General features: G+C 65.4%; 14 protein-coding genes and 1 pseudogene. 10 read left to right on the plus strand and 5 right to left on the minus strand.

Annotated elements, in window-relative coordinates; genetic code table 11:
- The first annotated feature begins 1 nt into the window (after window position 1).
- The 9 genes and pseudogenes from FZI91_RS23275 to FZI91_RS23315 all read left to right on the plus strand — a co-directional run bounded on the left by FZI91_RS23275 (window position 2) and on the right by FZI91_RS23315 (window position 11,332).
- Window positions 2-1,201 (plus strand): Dyp-type peroxidase, encoded by a 1,200-nt coding sequence (locus FZI91_RS23275; protein WP_155941485.1) that lies wholly within the window; start codon window positions 2-4, stop codon window positions 1,199-1,201.
- A gap of 84 nt (window positions 1,202-1,285) precedes the next feature.
- On the plus strand, window positions 1,286-1,918 hold the full coding sequence (locus FZI91_RS23280; RefSeq protein ID WP_155941508.1) for a MerR family transcriptional regulator: 633 nt from the start codon (window positions 1,286-1,288) through the stop codon (window positions 1,916-1,918).
- Window positions 1,919-1,938: 20 nt separating this feature from the next.
- Window positions 1,939-3,582 carry an FUSC family protein gene (locus FZI91_RS23285; protein WP_162526029.1) on the plus strand — a complete coding sequence of 548 codons (1,644 nt, stop codon included), beginning with the start codon at window positions 1,939-1,941 and terminating at the stop codon, window positions 3,580-3,582.
- A gap of 237 nt (window positions 3,583-3,819) precedes the next feature.
- Window positions 3,820-4,282: pseudogene (ectA, locus tag FZI91_RS23290) on the plus strand (diaminobutyrate acetyltransferase).
- A gap of 27 nt (window positions 4,283-4,309) precedes the next feature.
- A complete protein-coding gene (gene ectB, locus FZI91_RS23295) occupies window positions 4,310-5,587 on the plus strand; it encodes a diaminobutyrate--2-oxoglutarate transaminase (protein ID WP_155941486.1) in 1,278 nt (425 codons plus the stop codon).
- Between the two features lie 12 nt (window positions 5,588-5,599).
- Window positions 5,600-5,992 carry an ectoine synthase gene (locus FZI91_RS23300; RefSeq protein ID WP_155941487.1) on the plus strand — a complete coding sequence of 131 codons (393 nt, stop codon included), beginning with the start codon at window positions 5,600-5,602 and terminating at the stop codon, window positions 5,990-5,992.
- Window positions 5,989-6,921 carry an ectoine hydroxylase gene (gene thpD / locus FZI91_RS23305; RefSeq protein WP_155941488.1) on the plus strand — a complete coding sequence of 311 codons (933 nt, stop codon included), beginning with the start codon at window positions 5,989-5,991 and terminating at the stop codon, window positions 6,919-6,921. Before FZI91_RS23300 ends, thpD begins: the two co-directional genes overlap by 4 nt.
- Window positions 6,922-6,992: 71 nt before the next feature.
- The gene (locus FZI91_RS23310; protein WP_155941489.1) at window positions 6,993-9,584 is read left to right on the plus strand and encodes an ABC transporter ATP-binding protein/permease; all 2,592 of its coding nucleotides are present in this window, start codon (window positions 6,993-6,995) and stop codon (window positions 9,582-9,584) included.
- The gene (locus tag FZI91_RS23315; RefSeq protein ID WP_155941490.1) at window positions 9,584-11,332 is read left to right on the plus strand and encodes an ABC transporter ATP-binding protein; all 1,749 of its coding nucleotides are present in this window, start codon (window positions 9,584-9,586) and stop codon (window positions 11,330-11,332) included. The genes FZI91_RS23310 and FZI91_RS23315 overlap by 1 nt, the downstream gene beginning before the upstream one ends.
- Here the strand turns inward: FZI91_RS23315 and FZI91_RS23320 are convergent.
- Genes FZI91_RS23320 through FZI91_RS23335 form a run of 4 tightly spaced genes read right to left on the minus strand, consistent with a single transcriptional unit; the run spans window position 11,329 to window position 18,068 of the window.
- Window positions 11,329-12,162 (minus strand): class I SAM-dependent methyltransferase, encoded by an 834-nt coding sequence (locus tag FZI91_RS23320; RefSeq protein ID WP_162526027.1) that lies wholly within the window; start codon window positions 12,160-12,162, stop codon window positions 11,329-11,331. The two genes, FZI91_RS23315 and FZI91_RS23320, sit on opposite strands and share 4 nt — an antisense overlap.
- Before the next feature lie 17 nt (window positions 12,163-12,179).
- Window positions 12,180-12,395: an MbtH family protein gene (locus FZI91_RS23325; protein WP_162526026.1), complete on the minus strand. Its 216-nt coding sequence runs from the start codon at window positions 12,393-12,395 to the stop codon at window positions 12,180-12,182.
- Entirely contained in the window at window positions 12,376-13,680 is a 1,305-nt protein-coding gene (mbtG, locus tag FZI91_RS23330) for an NADPH-dependent L-lysine N(6)-monooxygenase MbtG (protein ID WP_155941492.1), read from the minus strand. The genes FZI91_RS23325 and mbtG overlap by 20 nt, the downstream gene beginning before the upstream one ends.
- Window positions 13,674-18,068, minus strand: a complete 4,395-nt coding sequence (locus FZI91_RS23335; RefSeq protein ID WP_162526025.1) for a non-ribosomal peptide synthetase — start codon at window positions 18,066-18,068, stop codon at window positions 13,674-13,676. The genes mbtG and FZI91_RS23335 overlap by 7 nt, the downstream gene beginning before the upstream one ends.
- Before the next feature lie 98 nt (window positions 18,069-18,166).
- On the opposite strand from FZI91_RS23335, the gene FZI91_RS23340 reads away from it, so the two are divergent.
- A complete protein-coding gene (locus FZI91_RS23340) occupies window positions 18,167-19,816 on the plus strand; it encodes a (2,3-dihydroxybenzoyl)adenylate synthase (protein ID WP_155941493.1) in 1,650 nt (549 codons plus the stop codon).
- Window positions 19,817-19,927: 111 nt separating this feature from the next.
- Here the strand turns inward: FZI91_RS23340 and FZI91_RS23345 are convergent, their stop codons facing one another.
- The gene (locus FZI91_RS23345) at window positions 19,928-21,289 is read right to left on the minus strand and encodes a salicylate synthase (RefSeq protein ID WP_162526024.1); all 1,362 of its coding nucleotides are present in this window, start codon (window positions 21,287-21,289) and stop codon (window positions 19,928-19,930) included.
- Window positions 21,290-21,376: the final 87 nt, after the last annotated feature.

Genomic DNA, 21,376 nt, shown 5'->3' on the forward strand with positions numbered 1-21,376 from the left:
CATGACGCGTCGTTCCTTATCTCGTCGGGGGCTCATCGTGGGGGGTGGCGCCGCAGCCGCCCTCACGGCGGGCGCCGGATTGTCGGCGTTATCCGCCCAGTCAGAGGCGGCACGTCCCGACAGCGCGCCCGCCGTCGAACCGTTCTACGGGCCGCATCAGGCGGGAATCATCACCTCAGCGCAATCGCACGCGTTGTTCCTCGCGCTGGATCTGCTGCCAACAGACGCGCGCACCGCCCGCGAGAATCTGCGATCGATACTGCGTCTGTGGAGTACCGATGCGGCCAGGCTGACCCAGGGGCTGCCCGCGCTGGCCGACACCGAACCGGAATTGGCCACGCCCACTGCACGATTGACGGTCACCGCCGGGCTTGGCCCGTCAGCCTTCGCCAAGGTCGGCCTGGCTGACAAATGTCCCGTCTCCGCGCGGGACTTCCCGGCCTTCTCCACCGACAAGCTCGACGCGCGGTGGTGCGGAGGCGATCTGCTGCTGCAGATCTGCGCCGACGACATGCTTCTGGTCACGCACGCCGCCCGGGTGCTCCTGAAGAACGTTCGATCACTGGCTACCGAGCGCTGGCGCCAGGCCGGATTCCGCACGCCCCGCGCGGAAGATCCGTCCGGAGCCACCATGCGCAATCTCATGGGCCAGGTCGACGGCACCGTAAACCCCAGCGGTCCCGAGTTCGACAGCCTGCTGTGGCACCAAGGTGAAGACCACGAGTGGCTCAGGGGTGGCACGCTTCTCGTCCTGCGCCGGATCACGATGGACCTGGACGGCTGGGATCAGCTGGACCGCAAGCTTCGCGACCTCGTGATCGGCAGAAAGACAGACACCGGCGCGCCGCTGACGGGCGAGAAGGAATCCGACGAGCCCGACCTGCAGATGACGCGTGGCGGTATCCCCGTCATCCCCACAACCTCACACCTCGCACTGGCCCGGCACCGCAACCCACACGAGAAGTTTCTGCGGCGCCCGTACAACTTCGACGACGCCCCGCTACCCGGCACCTCGTCGAACTCCGGCCTGATCTTCGCTGCGTACCAACGTGATATCGCTACCCAATTCGTCCCGGTGCAGCGGCGTCTGGCCGAACGTGATGAGTTCAATCAATGGAACACCGCTGTCGGGTCCGCCGTGTTCGTCATGCCGCCGGGAACCGCGCAGGACGGCTACCTCGGAGAGTCACTGCTCAACTAGCCGGCCGTACGCACCTGCTGCGCGGCACGCTCGCAACCTCTTGCAAGTTAGGGTTACCTAAGTTTTAATGGTGAGGTGAGCATGATGCCAGGCCCCGCCTCCACGGAGCCGACCGTGAACATCGGCGAGGCGGCCGCCCTGTACGGCCTGGCCCCGTCGACCCTGCGGTGGTGGGAAAAACAGGGTGTCCTGGACACACCGATGCACAACGGTGGCCGACGCACCTACAACGAGCACGACCTGCGCAGCATCGGCATCGCGTACCTGTGCTGCATCACCGGGATGATGCCGCTACGCCAGGCCGCCGTCGTGACGTCCCATACGACACAACCCGATACCTGGCGCAGCGCGGTCACCGCACAGGTCGCGGACATCTCCGCGCGTATCGACCGACTCGACCGCGCACGCGATTACCTCAACCACCTACTCACCTGCACTAACGAAGACATCGTCGAGTGCCCCTACCTGGACGGCGAGCTGCGCATCCAGACCCCACGAGGCCGCGCTTCCGGCACGGATCTGGTGACAGCGGCGCGGAGCGCGCCCATCTCCGTCGTCGAGATCTGTACTGAATCCGACTCGCCATCATGCCTGTTCTGTGGTCACCTACTCACCCCGCGCGGGAAGGGCCGCCCGCAGCGCTACTGCTCCCCCGCCTGCAAGCAACGCGCCTATCGGCAGCGCCGCGGTAGTGAACCGGCCAGTGGGGTCGCGTGATTCACGGTATGAAATGACATGTGACCCCGCCCCTTCCTGAATCCCCGGATCCCCTTCCGCAGATTGCCCAGGCACGGTCCATCCTGTTCTCGGCCCCGGCGGCAGGACGCCGCTGGAGCGTCGGCCTGCGGGCCGCTGCCGCGGTCGCCATCCCCGGCATGTTGGTGGTCGCCGCCGGTTACCCGAATGCCGCCCTCTACGTGACCTATGGAGCGTTCGCCGTCCTCTACGGCGAGGGTCGCCCGTACCGGGTCCGCGCCGCGGTGGTGGCCACCGCAGGCATCACCCTGATGCTCATCGCCGCGCTCGGCGCGGCAGTAGGCACGCACGCGCCCGGAGGCATCGCCAACCACGCCGCAACCATCCTCACCCTGACCGCGGTCGCAGTCCCGGTCGTCTACACCGTCGACGCCCTTCGACTCGGCCCGCCGGGCGCGCTCTTCTTCGTCCTGGTGTGCGGCGGCGCACTCGGCGCCACCGAATGGGGTGTGGATCCGATACGGATCCTCGTCTGCGCGGGGCTGGGAGCAGTTGCGGCGGTATTGGTCTCGTTGACGGGCGCCGCGATCGATCTCCACAAACCCGAACGCGTCGCCGTGCAGCGAGCTGTCGAGGCCGTCGAAACCTATGCCCAGCCCGGAAACCTGACCGTCGATGCCAGACACGCCGCGGGCGCCGCGATCTCCTCGGCGTGGACCGCCTTGCACGACGCCGGACTGTCCACCGGATCCGATTCGCCGTTGGTGACGACCATGCTCGACACCCATCGCCGGTTCACCGAGACCGCGGTCGGCAACAAGATGGTCCTCGACCATCTCATCCCCGGTGATCACGTCCTCATGGTCCGGCCCAGTATCTGGTACCGCCTGCGCCGCTCCGTCCGGTTCCGATCGCACGCGACCATCACGGCCGGACGGGTAGGCATCGCGTGCCTGGGAGCCGGGGTGCTGAGCGCCGCGGTCGGTCTGACACGACCGCAATGGGCGATCCTGAGCGCGCTGGTGATCGTGCACCTGGGTCCGGATCGGCTACATGGCACGGTGCGTGGGCTGCAGCGCTTCGCGGGCACGATCATTGGGCTCGGCCTCTTCGCCGTCCTGTACCAGCTGTCTCTCACCGGATACGCACTCATTGCCGCAATCGCGACATTGCAGTTCTGCACAGAACTGTTTCTGCCGCGCAACTACGCCGTCGCGGTCATGTTCGTGACCCCGATCGCACTGTTGTCGGCGGGCGTGGTCACCCTCCAGGGATCCGTCACGTCGATCGTGCGCGATCGTCTGGCCGAAACGGTGATCGGCGTCGCCGTGGCCATGGCCGCGATGTACGTCATCGCACCGCGCGCCCATCGTCGGACCTTCGCCTTCACCGAGGCCCGGATCCGACGGGCGGCACTCGAGCTCGTCGGGATGGCGCGGGTCATGCCCGCCCACGACGCCGCCTATGCGGAGGCCCGCGACCTGTCCTTCGAACTTGAGGGCGCGATTCGGGCCGGGGTGGAGAGCGCGCACAACGAGCCCGAGTGGCTGCAGCAGCGCTGGCCGGTGCACGCCGCCCTTATTCACCACGGCTACGACCTGGTGGCGGCCTGCTGGGCCACCCCTCCCGGCGAGATGCTCGGCGATACCGACCGCTGGGAACGCTGCTTCAGCAGCAGTCCGTGACGAGGGTCACATCACGCGGATACCCTCGGCAAACACCATGAGTTGACCCGGGTGCCCACTGCTGGTCCTGGCTATTCGGGTACCGATGCGGTTACGGTCGAACGGTACGAAACCCGAGTGATACGAAACCTGTTGTCGTTATGGTGATTATTAGTGGTCGAAACTGAATTGCATTCTGAATCAAGCAGTACCGCCGTGTGGTCGATTAGCCACCCGCTGCAGTCGGACGCTCGTCACATGTGGCGCATAGCGCGCGACTCCGGCGTACTGGATGTCAACTCTTCTTACTCATACCTGCTGTGGTGCACCGACTTTCCCTCTACGTCCGCGGTCGCTCGGGTCGACGATAAAGTCGTCGGTTTCGTCACCGGATACATCCGCCCATCCGGTTCGCTGATGATCTGGCAGGTCGGGGTGGACGAGGCGTATCGCGGAAAGGGACTAGCCGCCACCTTGCTGGCCTGGCTCGCGGACTCTCTCGCGACCCTGCAGGGCGAACCTCTAATCATGGAAACCACTGTCACACAGTCAAATACCGCCTCACGCGCGTTATTCGCCGGGTTTGCCCGCCGGCGGGACATGAACCTCGTCGAATCCAATGGATTTAGCGCGGATCTCTTTCCCGACGCACACGAGGCAGAGCCACTACTTCGGCTCACTCCGCAGGATCCACATAAAAGCGCCCAGAGATAGTGCCTAAAGCATTGGGCCGAAAGGGGATACACAAATGACCGCCACCTTGCCCGCTCAGGGAGCTGGGCTGCCAAAGGTCATCACCGAACGTGAATCAGAGGTGCGGAGCTATTGCCGGAGCTGGCCCACCACCTTCGCCTCCGCCTCCGGATCGTGGCTCACCGATACCGCAGGTGAGCGTTATCTAGACTTCTTCGCCGGCGCGGGCGCGCTCAACTACGGACACAACAACCCGGTGCTTAAAACCGCGCTCATCGACTATCTGACGACCGACGGCGTGGTCCATAGCCTGGATATGGCCACGGTGGCCAAGCAGCACTTCCTCGAGGAATTCGAGCGGACCATCCTGCTGCCCCGCGGGATGGACTATAAGGTGCAGTTCCCCGGCCCCACCGGCACCAATGCCGTCGAGGCCGCCCTCAAACTGGCGCGGAACATCACGGGCCGTGAGTCAATCATCAGCTTCACCAATGCATTCCACGGAATGACGTTGGGATCGCTTGCCGTGACCGGCAACTCGATGAAGCGTGCCGGTGCCGGCGTGCCCTTGGTGCATTCCACTCCCATGCCATACGACAACTACTTCGGTGGTGTCACCGAAGACTTCCAGTGGTTCGAGAAGGTTCTCGACGACGAAGGTGGCGGCCTCAACAAGCCCGCCGCGGTGATCGTCGAGACCGTGCAGGGCGAGGGTGGCGTCAACGTCGCGCGCGCCGAATGGCTTCGCGCGCTGGACGACTTGTGCCGAAAGCGGGAGATCATCCTGATCGTTGACGACGTCCAGATGGGTTGCGGCCGAACGGGTGCGTTCTTCTCGTTCGAGGACGCGGGTATCCGCCCCGATATCGTGACGTTGTCCAAATCTATCAGCGGCTATGGCTTGCCCATGGCCCTGACGCTCATCCGCCCGGACCTCGATCAGTGGGCCCCGGGCGAGCACAACGGCACCTTCCGCGGAAACAACCCCGCATTCATCACCGCGACCGCAACACTGCAGAAGTATTGGCAGGACAGCACATTCAGCGACGATGTGCGCCGTAAGGGCGACCGGCTCCATTCCGAGCTGTCTGCCCTCGTGGACGATGACGACTCGGTGACCGTGCGCGGTCGCGGCATGGTGCAGGGCATCGTATTCGCCGAGACCGAACGGGGCTCACGGGTGAGCAAGTCCGCGTTCGAACGGGGTCTGCTGGTGGAGACATCCGGCCCCAAAGACGAGGTGGTCAAACTGCTGCCCGCCCTGACCACGACCGACGAGCAGCTTGATATCGGCATCGCCACCTTGCGGGAAGCCATCGCGGAATCTGTCTAGAAGGGAAGCATTTTGATAGTCCGTACCACCCAACAGATCACCGGCACCGAACGCGACGTCAGCGGCGAAGGCTGGCACAGCAAGCGGATCGTGCTCGCCGACGACGGCGTGGGTTTCTCCTTCCACGAGACCACTATCGACGCCGGCACCGTGCATGTCTTCCATTACCAACACCACATCGAGGCGGTGTGGCTCACCGCGGGCACCGGCACGCTGACCAACCTGGAGAACGGCGACGTGTTCACCCTGGGACCGGGAAGCATGTACCTCCTCAACGGGAATGAGCGGCATCAGCTTTCGGCGGAAACCGAGATGCGCATGATGTGCGTTTTCAATCCTCCTGTCACCGGGCGGGAGGTCCACGACGAGTCCGGCGCATACCCGGCAACGCCTGCCCTGTCATGAGCGCCGCCGCGATCGTCGATCGCTATCCCAGTCGCCTCGAGGTCGAGCAAGCGCCGATAACCAGGACCGAGCCGGTGGTCTGGGGTGCTACGGAGGACGGGCCGCTGGCCTCACCGGCACTCACCCAGATGTCCAATCAGGGCTTCCTGATCCGCCCCAGCACCGTCGACGACGCCACCGTCTCCGCGCTGCGCAACGAGATCAACAGGGTGCCATCGCAACTCGGTGATGATCCCAGGATCGTCCGGGAGGCCGGATCGCAGGAGGTGCGATCCATCTTCGAAGCGCACGCGCTCAGCCCTGTCGTCATGGACGTGGCGTGCTCGCCGGGTGTGCTGGACGTCGCCGAGCAGCTGCTGGGCGGATCGGTCTACCTGCACCAGTCGCGCATCAACGCAATGCCCGCCTTCCGAGGGCGCGGTTTCTACTGGCATTCGGACTTTGAGACCTGGCACACCGAGGACGGGCTGCCCCAGATGCGCACGGTGTCCTGCTCGATCGCGTTGACCGTCAACGTCGCCTACAACGGCACACTGCAGGTCATGCCGGGAACACACCGCACCTTCTACCCGTGCGTCGGGGCGACGCCACCCGATAACCATCGAAAATCTCTGGTGAAACAGGAAATTGGGGTGCCGTCCACACAAACCCTCGCCGAGGCCGCAGTCACCAGCGGGATCGAGCTCTACCTGGGGCAGCCGGGAGATGCGCTGTGGTTTGACTGCAACCTGATGCACGGGTCCGGGTCGAACATCAGCCCCTACCCACGGTCAAACGTGTTTTTGGTGTTCAACTCGGTGGAGAACGCACCCGAGAGACCCTTCGCCGGGGCGGAGCCGCGCCCCGAGTACATCGCCGCCCGGACCGCCACCCCGCTCACACCCCGATCGCCGGGCACGCAAGTCCAACGACGCGTCATTCGTGCCTGACCCCCTTACCACCCCTTAGGTTAGGATGGGCTAAGTAACGGGGTTTGGGCACAAACAAAGGTCATATCACCATGGGTAGAGGGTTCCAGGGCGCGGTGCTGCGCGGATTCGGGGCACGCGACCACCTGGCCACGGTCGTCGGCACCACGCACGTCGCACCGAACTGCGTGCGGATAACCATGTCCTCTGCATCGCTGTTCGATGACCTCCTACACACCCCCGCCGAATGGCTCCGATTCTGGTTCCCCGATCCCGCTGGTGGTGCCACGGAGTTCCAACGTGCGTACACGATCGTGTCGACAGATAGCGAAGCCGGCGAGTTCACGATCGATGTCGTCGTGCACGAGCCAGCCGGGCCCGCGTGTCAGTGGGCGACCAGCGCCCAGCCGGGTATGACGATTCCGGTGGTCGCTTTCGGATCCTCACGTTTCGAGATTCCCGAGGACCTCCCTGCCGGATTCCTGCTGATCGGCGATTCCGCGTCCATCCCGGCCATCAACTCCATCCTGGCCGCCTTACCCGCAGATGTGGACGTCGAGCTGTATCTGGAACGGCACAGCCCCGACGACGAACTGATTCCGCTGACCGACCATCCTCGGCGGCACCTGCACTGGGTGGAACGGACCGACGAGACATCGCTGTCCACCGCGCTGCAAGCACGCGACTGGTCCAACTGGTACGCATGGGCCGGACCCGAGGCCGGATCACTCAAACATCTGCGCAAACGGCTAAAAGAGGAGTTCGGATTCCCGAAGGCCGATCTGCACGCGGCCGCATACTGGACATTCGGGCGCGCGATGGGAAGTCGGCGCGGCGATGTCGACAAAGGCGGAACCGAGACGCAGCCGACGCCCCGACCCGTCACCCCGAAGACCACCCCGGAAAAGCCCGAAAGTGCTGCGGTCCAAGGCAAGTGGCGCTCACAGGCCGCCGGTGAAATACTAGCACCGGTCAAGAAACAGATGATCGCCAGCGGCGTACTGCAAGCGATCATCACCCTGATCGAACTGGCCCCATTCGTCGTCCTCGTCGAATTGACGCGGCTGCTGCTGGCCGGCGCCAACGAAGCCCGGTTGTGGCACACCGGAATTGCTTTCCTGGTCCTGCTGGTGCTGGGCACGGGGCTCAGCACGACCCTCTCGCTGTGGCTGCACGTCGTAGACATCCGGTTTAGCGCGGGCATTCGGAGCCGACTGCTAGACAAGCTGTCTCGAGTGCCGTTGGGGTGGTTCACTCGGCGTGGCTCCGGATCGGTCAAGAAGCTCATCCAGGATGACACCCTGTCTCTGCACTACCTCATTACTCACGCGATCCCCGATGCAGTGGCCGCTGTCGTCGGGCCGGTGGCGGTGCTGGTCTACCTGTTCATCGTCGACTGGCGCCTGGCGCTCGTGCTCCTCATTCCGATCCTCATCTATCTGGTAACAACGGCCACGATGATGTTTCAGAGTGGCCCGAAGATCATCGAGGCTTCCCGCTGGACCGAACGGATGAGCGGCGAGTCTGCCGCGTATCTCGAAGGGCAGCCCGTGATCCGGGTGTTCGGCGGGGCGGCAGCGTCCTCGTTCAAGCGTCGCCTCGACGATTACCTCACCTTTCTGAACGAGTGGCAGCGGCCGTTCATCGGGAAGAAGACGTTCATGGACCTGGCCACCCGGCCCACGACGTTCCTGTGGCTCATCGCCGCAGCCGGCACGTTATTTGTCGTCGCGGGGACGATGCAGCCGGTCGCGCTGCTGCCGTTCCTGGTGCTCGGCACCACATTCGGTACGCGCCTGCTGGGAATTGCGTACGGACTCGGCGGCATTCGCGGCGGAGTCTTGGCCGCCCGACATATTGCGGTGACGCTCGGTGAGGCGGAACTGACCACCGATAACAGCCATGCCGCCGCCGACGCGGGGCCCTCCATGCCCTCGATCGTCTTCGAGCACGCCACCTTCGGATATCGGCCCGGCGTGCCCGTGATCCACGACATCACCCTGACGCTGCGGTCCGGGACGGTGACGGCCCTTGTGGGACCGTCCGGATCCGGGAAATCTACGCTGGCCTCCCTACTGGCACGGTTCCACGACGTCGACAGCGGCGCCATCCGGATCGACGGCACAGACATCCGGGCACTGACCCCGGACGAGCTGTACACCAAGGTCGGCTTCGTGTTCCAAGATGTGCAACTGGTCGCGGGAACGGTCCGCGAAAACATCGCGCTGGCGCGGCCCGAGGCCACCGACGCCGAGGTCGAGTCCGCGGCCCGCGATGCGCAGATTCACGAACGAATCCTGCGTCTTCCCAACGGGTATGACACCGTTCTCGACACCGGCACCCAACTGTCAGGGGGCGAGAAGCAACGGCTCACCATCGCTCGCGCACTGCTGGCCGACACTCCGATCCTGATCCTGGACGAGGCCACCGCCTTCGCCGATCCTGAATCGGAGTATCTAGTCCAGCAGGCACTGGGCCGGCTCATCCACAACCGGACCGTGCTGGTCATCGCACACCGGCTGCACACCATCGCCGACGCCGACCAGATCGTGGTCCTGGACCACGGCCGCGTCGTCGAAACCGGCACTCATGCCGAGCTACTCGGCGCCGATGGGCGATACCGGCGGCTCTGGGACGGCCGCTTGGCAGAACCGTCGGCCGTACTCGCCGGGGAGAACATCTGATGCTGTCCAAACTGATTCGCCTCATCCCGCCCAGCCACCGCGGCTCGCTGTGGCTGTACATCGTGCTGTCGGTGCTCTCGGTGGCGTTGCGCGCGGCAGGTTGCCTGCTGCTGGTACCGCTGCTGGACGCCCTGTTCGGTTCGGCTCCTTCCGGGGCGTTGCCGTGGCTCGGGGTACTCACCGCCGTCACGGTGGGCGGCTGGATCGTGGACACCGCACTGGCCCGCATCGGCTACCGCATCGGATTCGCGCTCCTGAATGACTCGCAGCATCAGGTGGCCGACAGACTCACCCGCATCCCGCTGGGCTGGTTCACCGCCGAGCGCACAGCCATGGCGCGACAAGCGATCTCATCCGGCGGCCCGGACCTGGTGGGATTCATCGCCAACCTGCTCACCCCGCTGGTGGGCGCCGCGCTGCTGCCCGCAGCCATCACCATCGGGCTGTTCTTCATCTCCTGGAAACTGGGTGTCGCCGCCGCCGTCACCCTGCCACTGCTCCTGGGCGCACTGATCGCGAGCATTCGCATCGTGCGAGCAGCCGACGAGGCAGACACCAAGGCGCACAGCGCACTCACCGAACGCATCCTGGAATTCGCCCGCACACAGGCCGCGTTGCGGGCCAGCCGACGTGTCACCCCTGCGCGTAGCCAAACCGGCGAGGCAGTTGCCGTCGCACGCGGTGCGACCATGCGGCTCTTGCTCTTCCAGATCCCCGGCCAGCTGCTGTTCACCATTGTCAGCCAAATCGCGCTCATCCTGCTCGCCGGCACCACGGCGGTGTTGGCAGTGCGCGGTGCGATCGGGGCCCCAGAGGCCGTCGCACTGATGGTGGTAGTGGTGCGGTTCCTCGAACCGTTTACCGTGCTGGCCAATCTGGCCTCCGCCGTCGAGAATTCGCGCGGCGTGTTCGAACGGCTACATGCGATCATCACTACCGATGCCGCGGACCAACCCGTCGAGGCCGTGGCTTCCGCCGAAACCCCCGCCCCGCGTATCGAATTCCGCGATGTCGGGTTCCGCTACCAAGGCGCCGAGGACCAGGTGCTCACGGGCATCGACTTCACCCTGGAGCCCGGCACCACCACCGCCATCGTCGGGCCATCGGGCTCCGGGAAGAGCACCGTCCTCTCGCTCATCGCCGGCCTGCAGGAGCCGGTCAGTGGCCAAATCCTCGTCGACGGAACAGATGTCGCCACCTTGGACACCGCTACCCGCCGGGCGCTGGTGAGCATGGTGTTCCAACATCCGTACCTATTTGACGGGCCGATCCGAGACAACGTCCTCGTCGGACATCCGACGGCCGACGACGAGGAGGCGCGCCTGGCCATGGCACTAGCCCGCGTCGACGAGATCATCGAACGCCTACCAGATGCTGAACGATCGCGTGTCGGTGAGGCCGGCACCGCGTTGTCTGGTGGCGAACGCCAGCGGGTCAGCATTGCCCGCGCCCTGGTGAAACCCGCACCTGTACTGCTGATCGACGAGGCCACCAGCGCCCTCGACACCGAGAACGAGACGGCGATCACCGAGGCCATTGGAAACGACCCGCGTGCCCGCACCCGGGTGATGATCGCCCACCGGCTCAGCGCGATCCGCAACGCGGATCATGTGCTGTTCGTCGACAACGGTCAGATTGTGGAGCAGGGTTCGATCGCTGAACTCACCGCTCTTGGAGGACGTTTCGCCGAGTTCTGGCGCCAGCAGGAGTCCAGCTCCGGCTGGCGGATTGCGGCGGCCACCAGCTAGGTGCGCGCCATTAGAAACTCCTCGGCAGACAGTGCGTTGCCGGGCACATAGCGCTCGATCAGCGCCCGACCCGACATGTGCGACACCTCGGTGAAACCACATTCGCGCGCCAAGGAAAGCATCTGGTCGGGAGCGAAGAAACTCACCCACGGGGTGCCGGACTCCGCCGCCCTGGACACGATCATCTGTCGGATCGGGCGCTCCGACTCGTCGAGCAACTCCAGCGGCAACAGGAACGTCATTGCCAACGTGGAACCCGGTGCCAACAAAGCACATTGGCGCAGCGTCGCCGCGATGGCGTCTCGCGTCAAATACATGCTCACCCCGGTGGACGCCACCACGGCGGGCTTCTCGGCGTCGAACCCCGTGTTCTGCAGTTGATCCCACCACGACCCGCCGGCCTCGAAGTCGACGGGGACCAACCGTAGCCAGTCTGGTATGCCGAACCCCAGCTCACTGAGCCGCTTTCGCTTCCACGCCTGTGTCTGCGGTTGATCCACCTCGAAAACGGTGAGTCGCCTGCCGACGTCCGGATGCCGCTGCGCGAAGGTATCCAGCCCCGCACCCAGGATGACGTACTGCCCCACCCCGGCCGCGGCCTCCTGTGCGACGAGATCCTCGACGAACCGGGTCCGCGCCACCATGCCCAGCCGAGAGGCAAGGGAACCCTGTGGGTCCATATCGGGTCGCTGCCGCCAATCGGGGGGTGGCTCCACCAACTGCAGACCGATCGCATCGGTCAGCACATGCGGCGGCGGATCCAGTTCCACATGCAAGGCGCGCCACAGCGCGGTTCGTACGGCAGTGTGATCGGGTACCTCAGGGCTCACATGACTCTGTCTACCAGCTAGCTGCCCGCCATGGCGTCGCGCAGACTCTTGGGGCGCATGTCGGTCCAGTTGGCCTCGACGTACTCGAGGCAGTCGGCACGCGAGGCCTCACCGAAGACCTTGCGCCACTGCGCCGGGACTTCGATAGTGGTGGGCCAGATGCTGTACTGCTCTTCGCCGTTAACGAGGACGCAGAAGGCACCACTCTCGTCATCAAATGGGTTGGTACTCACTTGTTTTCCTTTCGCGACGAGCAGATTCGGTACGGATCGGTCCACCGAGCACGCGGTCCGACAGCAATCCGAGGCAGCTGAGGTTGGGGAATCCCGGGCCCTGAGTCAGGCCTGAGAGCGTCGGCAGGATGAGCTTGGGCGTGAGTCCGTTAACCGATAAGTCGTGTCCGAGGGACTCCTGCAACACATTCCCGTCTACCGGGGCACCCAACGTGAGCTCCATGAGGTCGAGGGCGCTCTGGTCGAACAGCGGCAGGAACCACAGGGCGTCCGCACCCGCGCCGTCGATCACCAGATCGAAGCCGTGCACGGTTTCGGACGGTTCACCGGCGCGGTCGCTGCGCAGCGTCAGCCTGATCCGGTCATCGAGAGCGACGGCATGGGCAACCCGGCCACGCAGATGCCGGATGCGGTCATCGGCCAGCAGCGACTCCTGCACGCGGGACGAGAACACCCCGCGGTCGGTACGGTTCAACGCGTCGCGGCGTTCCGCCATGGTGTGGTGCAGCCATCCGGTCGGATCACTGAACAGGGCGTTCTCGAAGTATCCTTCGCCGCGGGTGAACAGCGTGACCCCGGGCGAGATGACGGTAACCGTCGAAACCCGGTGCCCGAAAAGCTCGTTGAGCACCGAGGCGGCGGTCTCTCCCCCGCCAATCACGGCGACGCGTTCGGCCGTGAGACGTGTGGGTCCGGCACACCGGCGCCAGAACTCGGCGATGGACAAGACATTCGGGTGCTCCGGCAGCACGGACCGCTCCGGCTGCCCCGGCCCGGTCACCATGACAGCGTCCGCGGCGATGGAACATTCATTGGTTCCCACCACCCATCGGTCGTCGTCGATGGACAGCGCGGACACCTCGCCGTGGACGACCTTCATGTCGACGGTGGTGGCCACCCAGGTCAGATAGTCGGCCCAGCGCTTGTGCGTTGGCGCTGGCTTGTCGCGGTCAACCCACTCGGCGAATTGGCCGGTGGCGACGAGATAGGACTGCCAGCTCAGCCGCATCATCCGGGCGTCGATCTCGGCATTGCGTCCCGGCAGCACCGCCGACCGATATGGGAAGCCCACATCCTTTTCGGGGCTCGTACCGAGTCGGTGCTGCCCATCGGTCCAGCCGCCACATGCCTGCCAGTTCGCGCCGACCTGCTGGCGTTCGATCGCCACCACATCGGGCACATCGACACCACACTCGCGCAGCGCCGCCGCCTTCGCGGCAACGGCGACCGCTTTGGCGCCGGCGCCTATCACTGCCAATGTCCCTTGAGACCCCAAAGTCACCATTGCTCCTTCGCCAGAATCCCCAGCTGTTCGTGCCATATCGATTGCAACTCGGCGACCTCCGAACGGCCGAGCACCTCCGGAATCGCGCGCCACAGGGTCGCGATAGCGGGCCCCTCGGTGGTCTCCATGATCAGTACCGCGATGGTGAGCTCGTGGAGTACCGCCGAATCCGGTTCGGGCACCGGCGAACCCGATACTGAAAGCAACCCGTCACGCCTAAGCAGGTCACCCTCAAATCCGAGATCGTGCCCGAGATAGGTCAAAAGGATCTGCGGGTCGCGGTACTTCCGCAGCGCCGCTCGGGTGTCTGCGCGCAGGTAGCGCAACAGTCCGTAATCGATGGTCCGGCCCGGCATCGCGCTGTACTGCCGGGCTACCCGCTCCACCAAACCACGCGGGCCGACACCGAGGGGGTCGGTGCCGCCGACGCGCAACGGATGCGCCGTGCTGAGCATGCCAACGGTTTCCGTGGTGGCATCAGTTCGTCCGGGAACCTGCACCGCCAGCAGCGCCTCGACCGCAGGTTGTTCGCGCCGGCGGCGCCACTGGGCCACCATTCGAGCCGCCGCCGCAGCCAAAAGCTGATCCATCGGTATTCCGGAGTTCAGCAGTACGGCGCTCGCTTCAGCGGGCGCCGATTCCACGGTGACCGCGAGCGCGCCTTCCCGATCAGATTCGGGATCTATTCGACGCGAGCCTATTTCGGGGTCCTCACCATCGAGCTGGGTGATCCAGAACGGCAGACTGCCCACATCCTCGGCCTCAGCCATCAACGCGGTGGCCCAGCGCCGGTAGTCGCTGCCGGTTCTGGCGAGCGCCGGCACCGATCCCGTTGTCAGGCCCGTTGCCATTGTCTGCCAACGTGATTCCAGCTCGTGCATGATGACCCGCCAGGCCATGGGATCGGCGGCGAGGTGATGCACCGCGAGGATGAGGACTCCCGGCCCATTCTCTGGGTGAAGCCACACCGCCGCGAGCATCCAGCCCTGTTCGGGATCAAGCCGGTCCACCGCACGGGCAATCTCGGCACCGACGGCATCGGATGGGTCCGCCGAGATGATCTCAACGAATCGAAGCGCCCGCCGCGCACGCGGAATCAGCGCCATGGCGTCGCGGTCGAGCCGGCTGCGCAGCACCTCGTGCTCCCCAACGAGGGCGCCGAGAAGGTTCTCCAGCGTGGATCGGGTGATGCCGGCGGGCAGCCAGAAGACGCCGGTTTCGGCGAGCCGACGCGGGTTTCCATGTTCGTACAGGCGGTGTCCGCTCGGGAGCAGCGGGATCGGTTCCGCCTCAGCCATCCCGTCCTCGACATCCCCAGCGCCACCGGTGCGACGTTGGTCGACCAGCTGGGCAAGGCTCGCCACGGTGCCCCGCTCCAGGATCTCGCGGATATCGATCGCGACCGCACATTCGGACAGGATCGCGGCCGACAACTTGCTGGCCAGCAGCGAATGACCACCGAGGTCGGCAAATGAGTCATCGACTCCGACCGACGATGAACCGAGCAGTCGCGCGAAGAGCGCGGCCACCCACCGCTGCGTCGCGGTTTCCGGTTCCCGGTACTCGGCCCCCGACCCGAGATCGGGCGCCGGTAGCGCCTCCCTGTCAATCTTGCCGTGCGGGGTAATAGGAAGCTCGTCCAGCACGACATAGGCCGCGGGAATCATGTAGTCGGGCAAGGCCGCCGAGATTCTGGAGCGGATCCGATCGATATCGACCACATGTCCGCCGACCGGTGTCAGGTAGGCGACGAGACGCTTGCCAAGGTGCGACAGCTCATCGACCACGATAAGCGCTTGGCTCACGCTGGGGTCCACCTCGATGGCCGACGAGATCTCACCGAGCTCGATGCGGAACCCGCGAACCTTCACCTGGTCGTCGGCGCGGCCGATGAACTCAATATCGCCGTTGGCGTTGCGCCGCGCGAGATCCCCGGACCTATACATCCGCTGGCCCGGAACAAAGGGGTCAGCGATGAACCGCAGCGCCGTGAGACCGGCGGCCCGATGATATCCGCGCGCCACATGCGTTCCACCGATGTAGATCTCGCCGATGGCACCCACCGGCACCGGACGGAGCGCATCGTCCAGAAGGTGAATCTGCGTGTTGATCTTGGGTGTGCCGATCGGCACCATCCGCGAACCTTGGACTCCCCGAACCTTGTACCGCGATGCGTTGATGACGGTCTCGGTCGGACCGTAGAAGTTGTGCAGGGAGGCATCGAAGGTGGCATGGAACTTGTCCGCGACGGTTCCGGGTAGTGCCTCGCCGCCCACCGGCACCCGGCGCAACGACTTCCATTGCGTCACACCGGGAAGCGACAGGATCAAGCCGAGCAACGAGGGCACCATATGCATGGAGGTGACGGCCTCGGTGTTCAACAGGTCCGTCAGATACGCGACATCACCAAGCCCGCCGGGACGCGGAATCACCAGGCGGCCACCACAGCTCAGGATGCCGAAGATCTCACCCACCGACACGTCGAAACTCGGCGAGGCCACCTGCAGCACGCGATCGGATCCGCTAACCCGATACTCGGCGCGGAACCAGTCGAAGTACTCGGTGAGCGGGCGATGCGAGACCGTCACACCCTTGGGCAAGCCCGTCGAGCCCGACGTGTAGATGAGATACGCGGCATTGTCTGGAGTCAGCGGTCGCACCCGATCGGCATCGCCGGGCTCACGCGTATCAAACTCTTCGATACCGGTAACCGGCTCCCGGATAACAAGTTTCGGCTGCGCATCGGCCAGGATGTACGCAATGCGGTCGGCAGGGTATTCGGGATCGACAGGCACATACACCGCACCGGCTTTGGCGATGGCGAGTGCGGTGATGATCAAGTCCGGCGACTTGTCCAGGAGTACGGCGACGCGATCCTCTGCGCCTATCCCCTGACGGATGATCCAGTGCGCCAGACGGTTCGCCAGTTCGTTGGTTTCCCGGTACGAATAGTGGCGCCCCTCGTATACGAGTGCGGTGGCATCGGGCTGCGCGGACACACGGGCGGCCACCAGCTCGCCGAGGGTCGCCGGTACCGCCTCGAACGCTTCTCCCGAGGACACCTCCCAGAGCCACGCGGCTTCTCGGCCGTCCATGAGGTCCAGGCCCACCAACGGAGCATCCGGATCGGCGAGCGCCGAGCCGAGCAGGTTGACGAAGTGCCGGAGGATCTGCGCGGTCAACCGCTCGTCGAGCACGTCGACCACGTACTCGGCCACGACGTCGGTACCGTCGAGAGACGTTTCGATCGTCAGCCCGAGCGGCACGGACGCCAGTTGTCCGCCCAACGACGCGCGTTCACACTGGATTCCGGGCGGGCAGAACCGAGTTGCGGAGTCTTCTCCCATCGCGAAGCTAACGCGCGGGACCACGCGGTCCAGACTCACCCGCTGATGCGCCAACCCGTCGTACGTGGTCCGTTGCGTCTGCGCCAGTAGATCACGGAAGCTCATCCGACCGTGAGGGCGCATGCGTAACGCGATGGTGTTGCCGAAGTATCCGATTGCATCCTTGGCGTCGCCGTCGCGCGTAGCGACGGGCGCGGCCACCAGGAAGTCCTCGGCATGCGTATAGCGATGCAGCAGCGCGGAATATGCGGCGAGCAGCACCACATACGGCGTAGTGGCGGCGTCCTGGGCAAGCTGTTCGACATTGCTCATCACACTCGCGGGAAGGCGGGTGCTGCATCGCTGCGCCTTCCAGCTGGACGGCACCGTCGCACCGTTAGGGCCCGGAAGCTCCAGTGGTTCAGGAGGATTCACCAGCTGACGGCGCCAGTATTCGAGGTCGGCGCCGACCGCATCCTGCTGCTGGGTCAGCAGTGGGGTAAGCCCCCTGATGGCACCCTGCGTGTAGGCGCTCGTCAGATCGTCGAGGAATATCGACCATGATGCGTCGTCCCAGGCGATGCGGTGGGCGACGACGAGCAAGAGGTACTCGGCGGCGCCGGTACGGATCAGCGTGACACGTAACGGCGATTGCGTGCCGAGATCGAAGGCGGTCCCGAATTCTCGCTGCGCCAGCACCCGGAGCCGCAATTGCCGGGCAGTGCCCGTCAGCTCGGTCACATCGTGCTCGGCCCACCGGGGAGCCAGCGCGCCGTGCAGCACCGCGACCGGGTCCCCGGCGGTGCCGATATGGAACGTCGTGCGCAACGCGCGGTGACGGGCCGCCACAGCAGTGACCGCGGCGCGCAGTGCGGCGACGTCCACCTCTCCGCTGAGCCGGTACGAGCGGCACAGGTTCATCAGCGCGGGCGTCACCGCATGGGTGAACCACGCGCGATGCTGTCCGTCCGACAGCGGCGGCGCGATATCGGGATCGAGGTCAATCGACGCCCCTCCGGTGGTGACGTCCATCTCGACGTCACCCTCGTTCACGGTGCGCAACTGATCCCACCTCGCGTTTTCGCTCTTAGTACAGGCTGCCCTAACTGCGATGAGGCTACCCTATCTAGACTGCGAGAGGTCACCCACAAGGAGCTCAGATGACCCCCGCCACCCCAACCCCTGCCGCATCGCTCGCCACGACCACGACGGCGGGATTCGTCCCGTTCGCCCCAGCACGCGCCGCCGCCTACCGGCAGGCGGGGTACTGGACCGGGACAACCGTGGAGTCACTGCTCCGCACGAGTGCCGCCCGGCGAGCCGGCCACCCCGCTGTGGTCGACGAACACGGTGCGCTGACCTATCGGGAACTCGACGAATCCGCCGATCGCGCCGCACATGCTTTCCTGCAGCTGGGGATCGCCCCCGGCGACCGGGTGCTACTCCAGCTGCCCAACCGGACATCGTTCGCCGTGGCATTCTTCGGCCTCATGCGTGCGGGTGCGCTACCGGTGATGTGCCTGCCCGGACACCGCGGCGCCGAGCTGTCCCACTTCATCGAGGTGGCCGACGCGGTGGCGCTGGTGACTGCCGACACCGCGGGCGGGTTCGATTACCGCGCACTGGCAACAGAGCTTGCCGAGCAGCATGCGAACCTGCGCCACATCGTGATCGATGGCGATGCCGGTTCATTCACCGCATGGTCGGACCTGCTTGCCGACGCAGCGCAACAAGGACCGCTTCCCGAGGTGCACACGGATGCCCCCGCATTGCTGCTGGTCTCCGGCGGCACCACGGCCGCACCCAAGCTCATCCCCCGCACCCACGAGGATTACGTCTACAACGCCACGCAGGCGGCCCGGGTCTGCGCGCTCACCGAAGACGATGCGTACCTCGTCGCGCTGCCCGCGGGCCACAACTTTCCATTGTCTTGCCCCGGGCTCCTCGGCGCGATAAGTGTCGGTGCCACAACGGTTTTCCTGTCCGATCCGAGCCCGGAGTCGGCATTCGAGACCATCGCCCGGCATCGGGTGACCGTGACCTCGCTGGTACCGTCGCTGGCCCAGCTGTGGGCACAGGCCACGGCGTGGGAACCGGTACTGCCCGAAACACTGCGTCTCCTCCAGGTGGGCGGCGCGAAGCTCGGCGCCGAGGACGCGCGCACGGTCCGCGAGGCACTTACACCGGGACTGCAGCAGGTCTTTGGGATGGCCGAGGGTTTGTTGTGCATGACACGTCCCGGCGACTCGGCGGACATCCTCGATCACACCCAAGGAAGGCCCATCTGCGACGCAGATGAGGTGCGCGTTGTCGGCGAAGACGGCGCCGAGGTGACGCCCGGTGACACCGGCGAGCTTTTGGTCCGCGGGCCCTACACGCTCAACGGGTACTACCGCGCCGAGGCGGACAACGCGCGATCCTTCACCCCCGACGGCTTCTATCGCAGCGGTGACCGGGTGCGGGCGCTGCCCGACGGCTATCTGGAAGTGACCGGCCGTATCAAGGACGTCATCCTGCGTGGCGGAGAGTCCATCGCCGCGCTCGATCTCGAATCGCATCTGCAGACACATCCGGCGGTCTACGCGGTCGCCGCGGTCGGTCTCCCCGATCAGTATCTGGGTGAGATGGTCTGTGCGGCAATTGTCTTCAGCGGCAAGCCGGCGACAATGACAGAGCTGAACCAGCATCTGCAGGAACGCGGAGCCGCCACACATTCGCGCGTCGACAAGCTGGTGACGGTACCCACGCTGCCATTGACGGCGGTCGGCAAGATCGACAAGAAGGCGCTGCTGGCGTCCCTGACGAGCTAGCCAGTCATTTTCCTTGCCGCAACCGCATGCCGAACTGCTGTTTGGCGCCGAAGCTTCCTGCGCATACCGAAGTTCGGCATGCGCATCGCGGGCCGGGTCCGCGGTTGGTCGTTACCCCTCGCGCTTGATCACGTAGGGCGCGATGCTGCCGAGCTTCTCGCAGGTCTCCTCGAACTCCCGGTCGGGCGTCGAGGCCTCGATGATGCCGGCCCCGGCGCGCAGCCAGGTGTGCCCGTCTTGCTCATAGGCCGCACGCAGCGTCAACGCCGCGTCCAACTCGCCATCGGGTGACATCATCAGAACCGCACCCGAATACAGACCGCGCGGGTGATCGTCGAGCCGAAGAATGGCGTCGACACCCTCCGCCTTAGGGATACCCGAGGCGGTGACCGCGGGGAACAGCGCCTCCAGCGCGTCCATCCGCGACATGCCGGGACTCAGCTCGCCACTGACGGTGGATCCCAGGTGCTGCACGCTGCCGCGCTCACGCACAGTCATAAAATCGGTCACCTTGGTGCTGCCCGCCTCGGCCACTTCGGCGAGCTCGGCAAGCGAGCTGCGCACCGAAATCGCGTGCTCAACAATCTCTTTAGCGTTCGACTCCAGATCGTCGCGCGCCACCCGGTCCTCGTCCTCGCCGCGGCCGAAGGCCCGGGTGCCGGCCAACGGCTGGGTGACGACGGTTCCGTCGGCCTCGACAGCGGTGACGAGCTCAGGGCTGTAGCCGAGGGCGCGGATGCCCCCGAGCCGAAGTAGGAAGGAGCGCACGGGGGTGTTGCCCTGGCGGCCCAAACGGTAAGTCGACGGAAAGTCCATCGCGAACGGCACTTCCACACGCCGCGACAGGATCACCTTGTGGTACAAGCCCGATCGGATCTCGGCGGTGGCGATACCGACTCGGCCACGGTAATCGGACGGGTCCGGTTGAAGATCGATCGACGCCGGCACCGGAGCCTCCGGAGCGCCCCGCGCGATCACTCGAGCGATCTCCTCCACGTAGCTTTCATCGGAAACCGACACCCCATCGGTGTTGATCACTACTTCCGCACGCGGGGTGAAGACGCGCGCCAACGCGGTCCCGGCGGCCAACCGGTGCTGCAAGTTGAACCGATAGGTGCCGAATTCGAAGGCGACCCAACCGAAGACGCGGTGCACGCCGTCCGAGATCGCTTTCACGGCCTCTTCGAGAGCCGCACCGGGGTGACCTGACCAACTGCGCTGTTCGACGGATCCGTCGCGGCCGATCCGCAGTCCGTCGCTGTCGAGTTCGACGAAGGCGCGGGCGCCGATGGCAAGCACCCATTCGCCGTCGCGCTCGTAAATCAGGTACTCGTCGCCATCGCGCTCGGGGATCTCCTGCGCGAGCACACTCGCGAGGTCGGCCGGTGCGAAGCCTTCCGGCAGCCGCTCCTGGACAGAAACCCAGGCCTGGACGCCGGTACCGGAATCTACAACCGCACTCATCTTCGACACCCGAGTAAGCCTAGCCTATGCTAAGTGGTGTAGGAACCCGCCCGTGACATGACCTCCGCCACGTTGCCAGGCGAGATCGGGTGTGCA

Source organism: Mycobacteroides sp. CBMA 271 (assembly GCF_009729205.1).
GTDB lineage: Bacteria > Actinomycetota > Actinomycetes > Mycobacteriales > Mycobacteriaceae > Mycobacterium.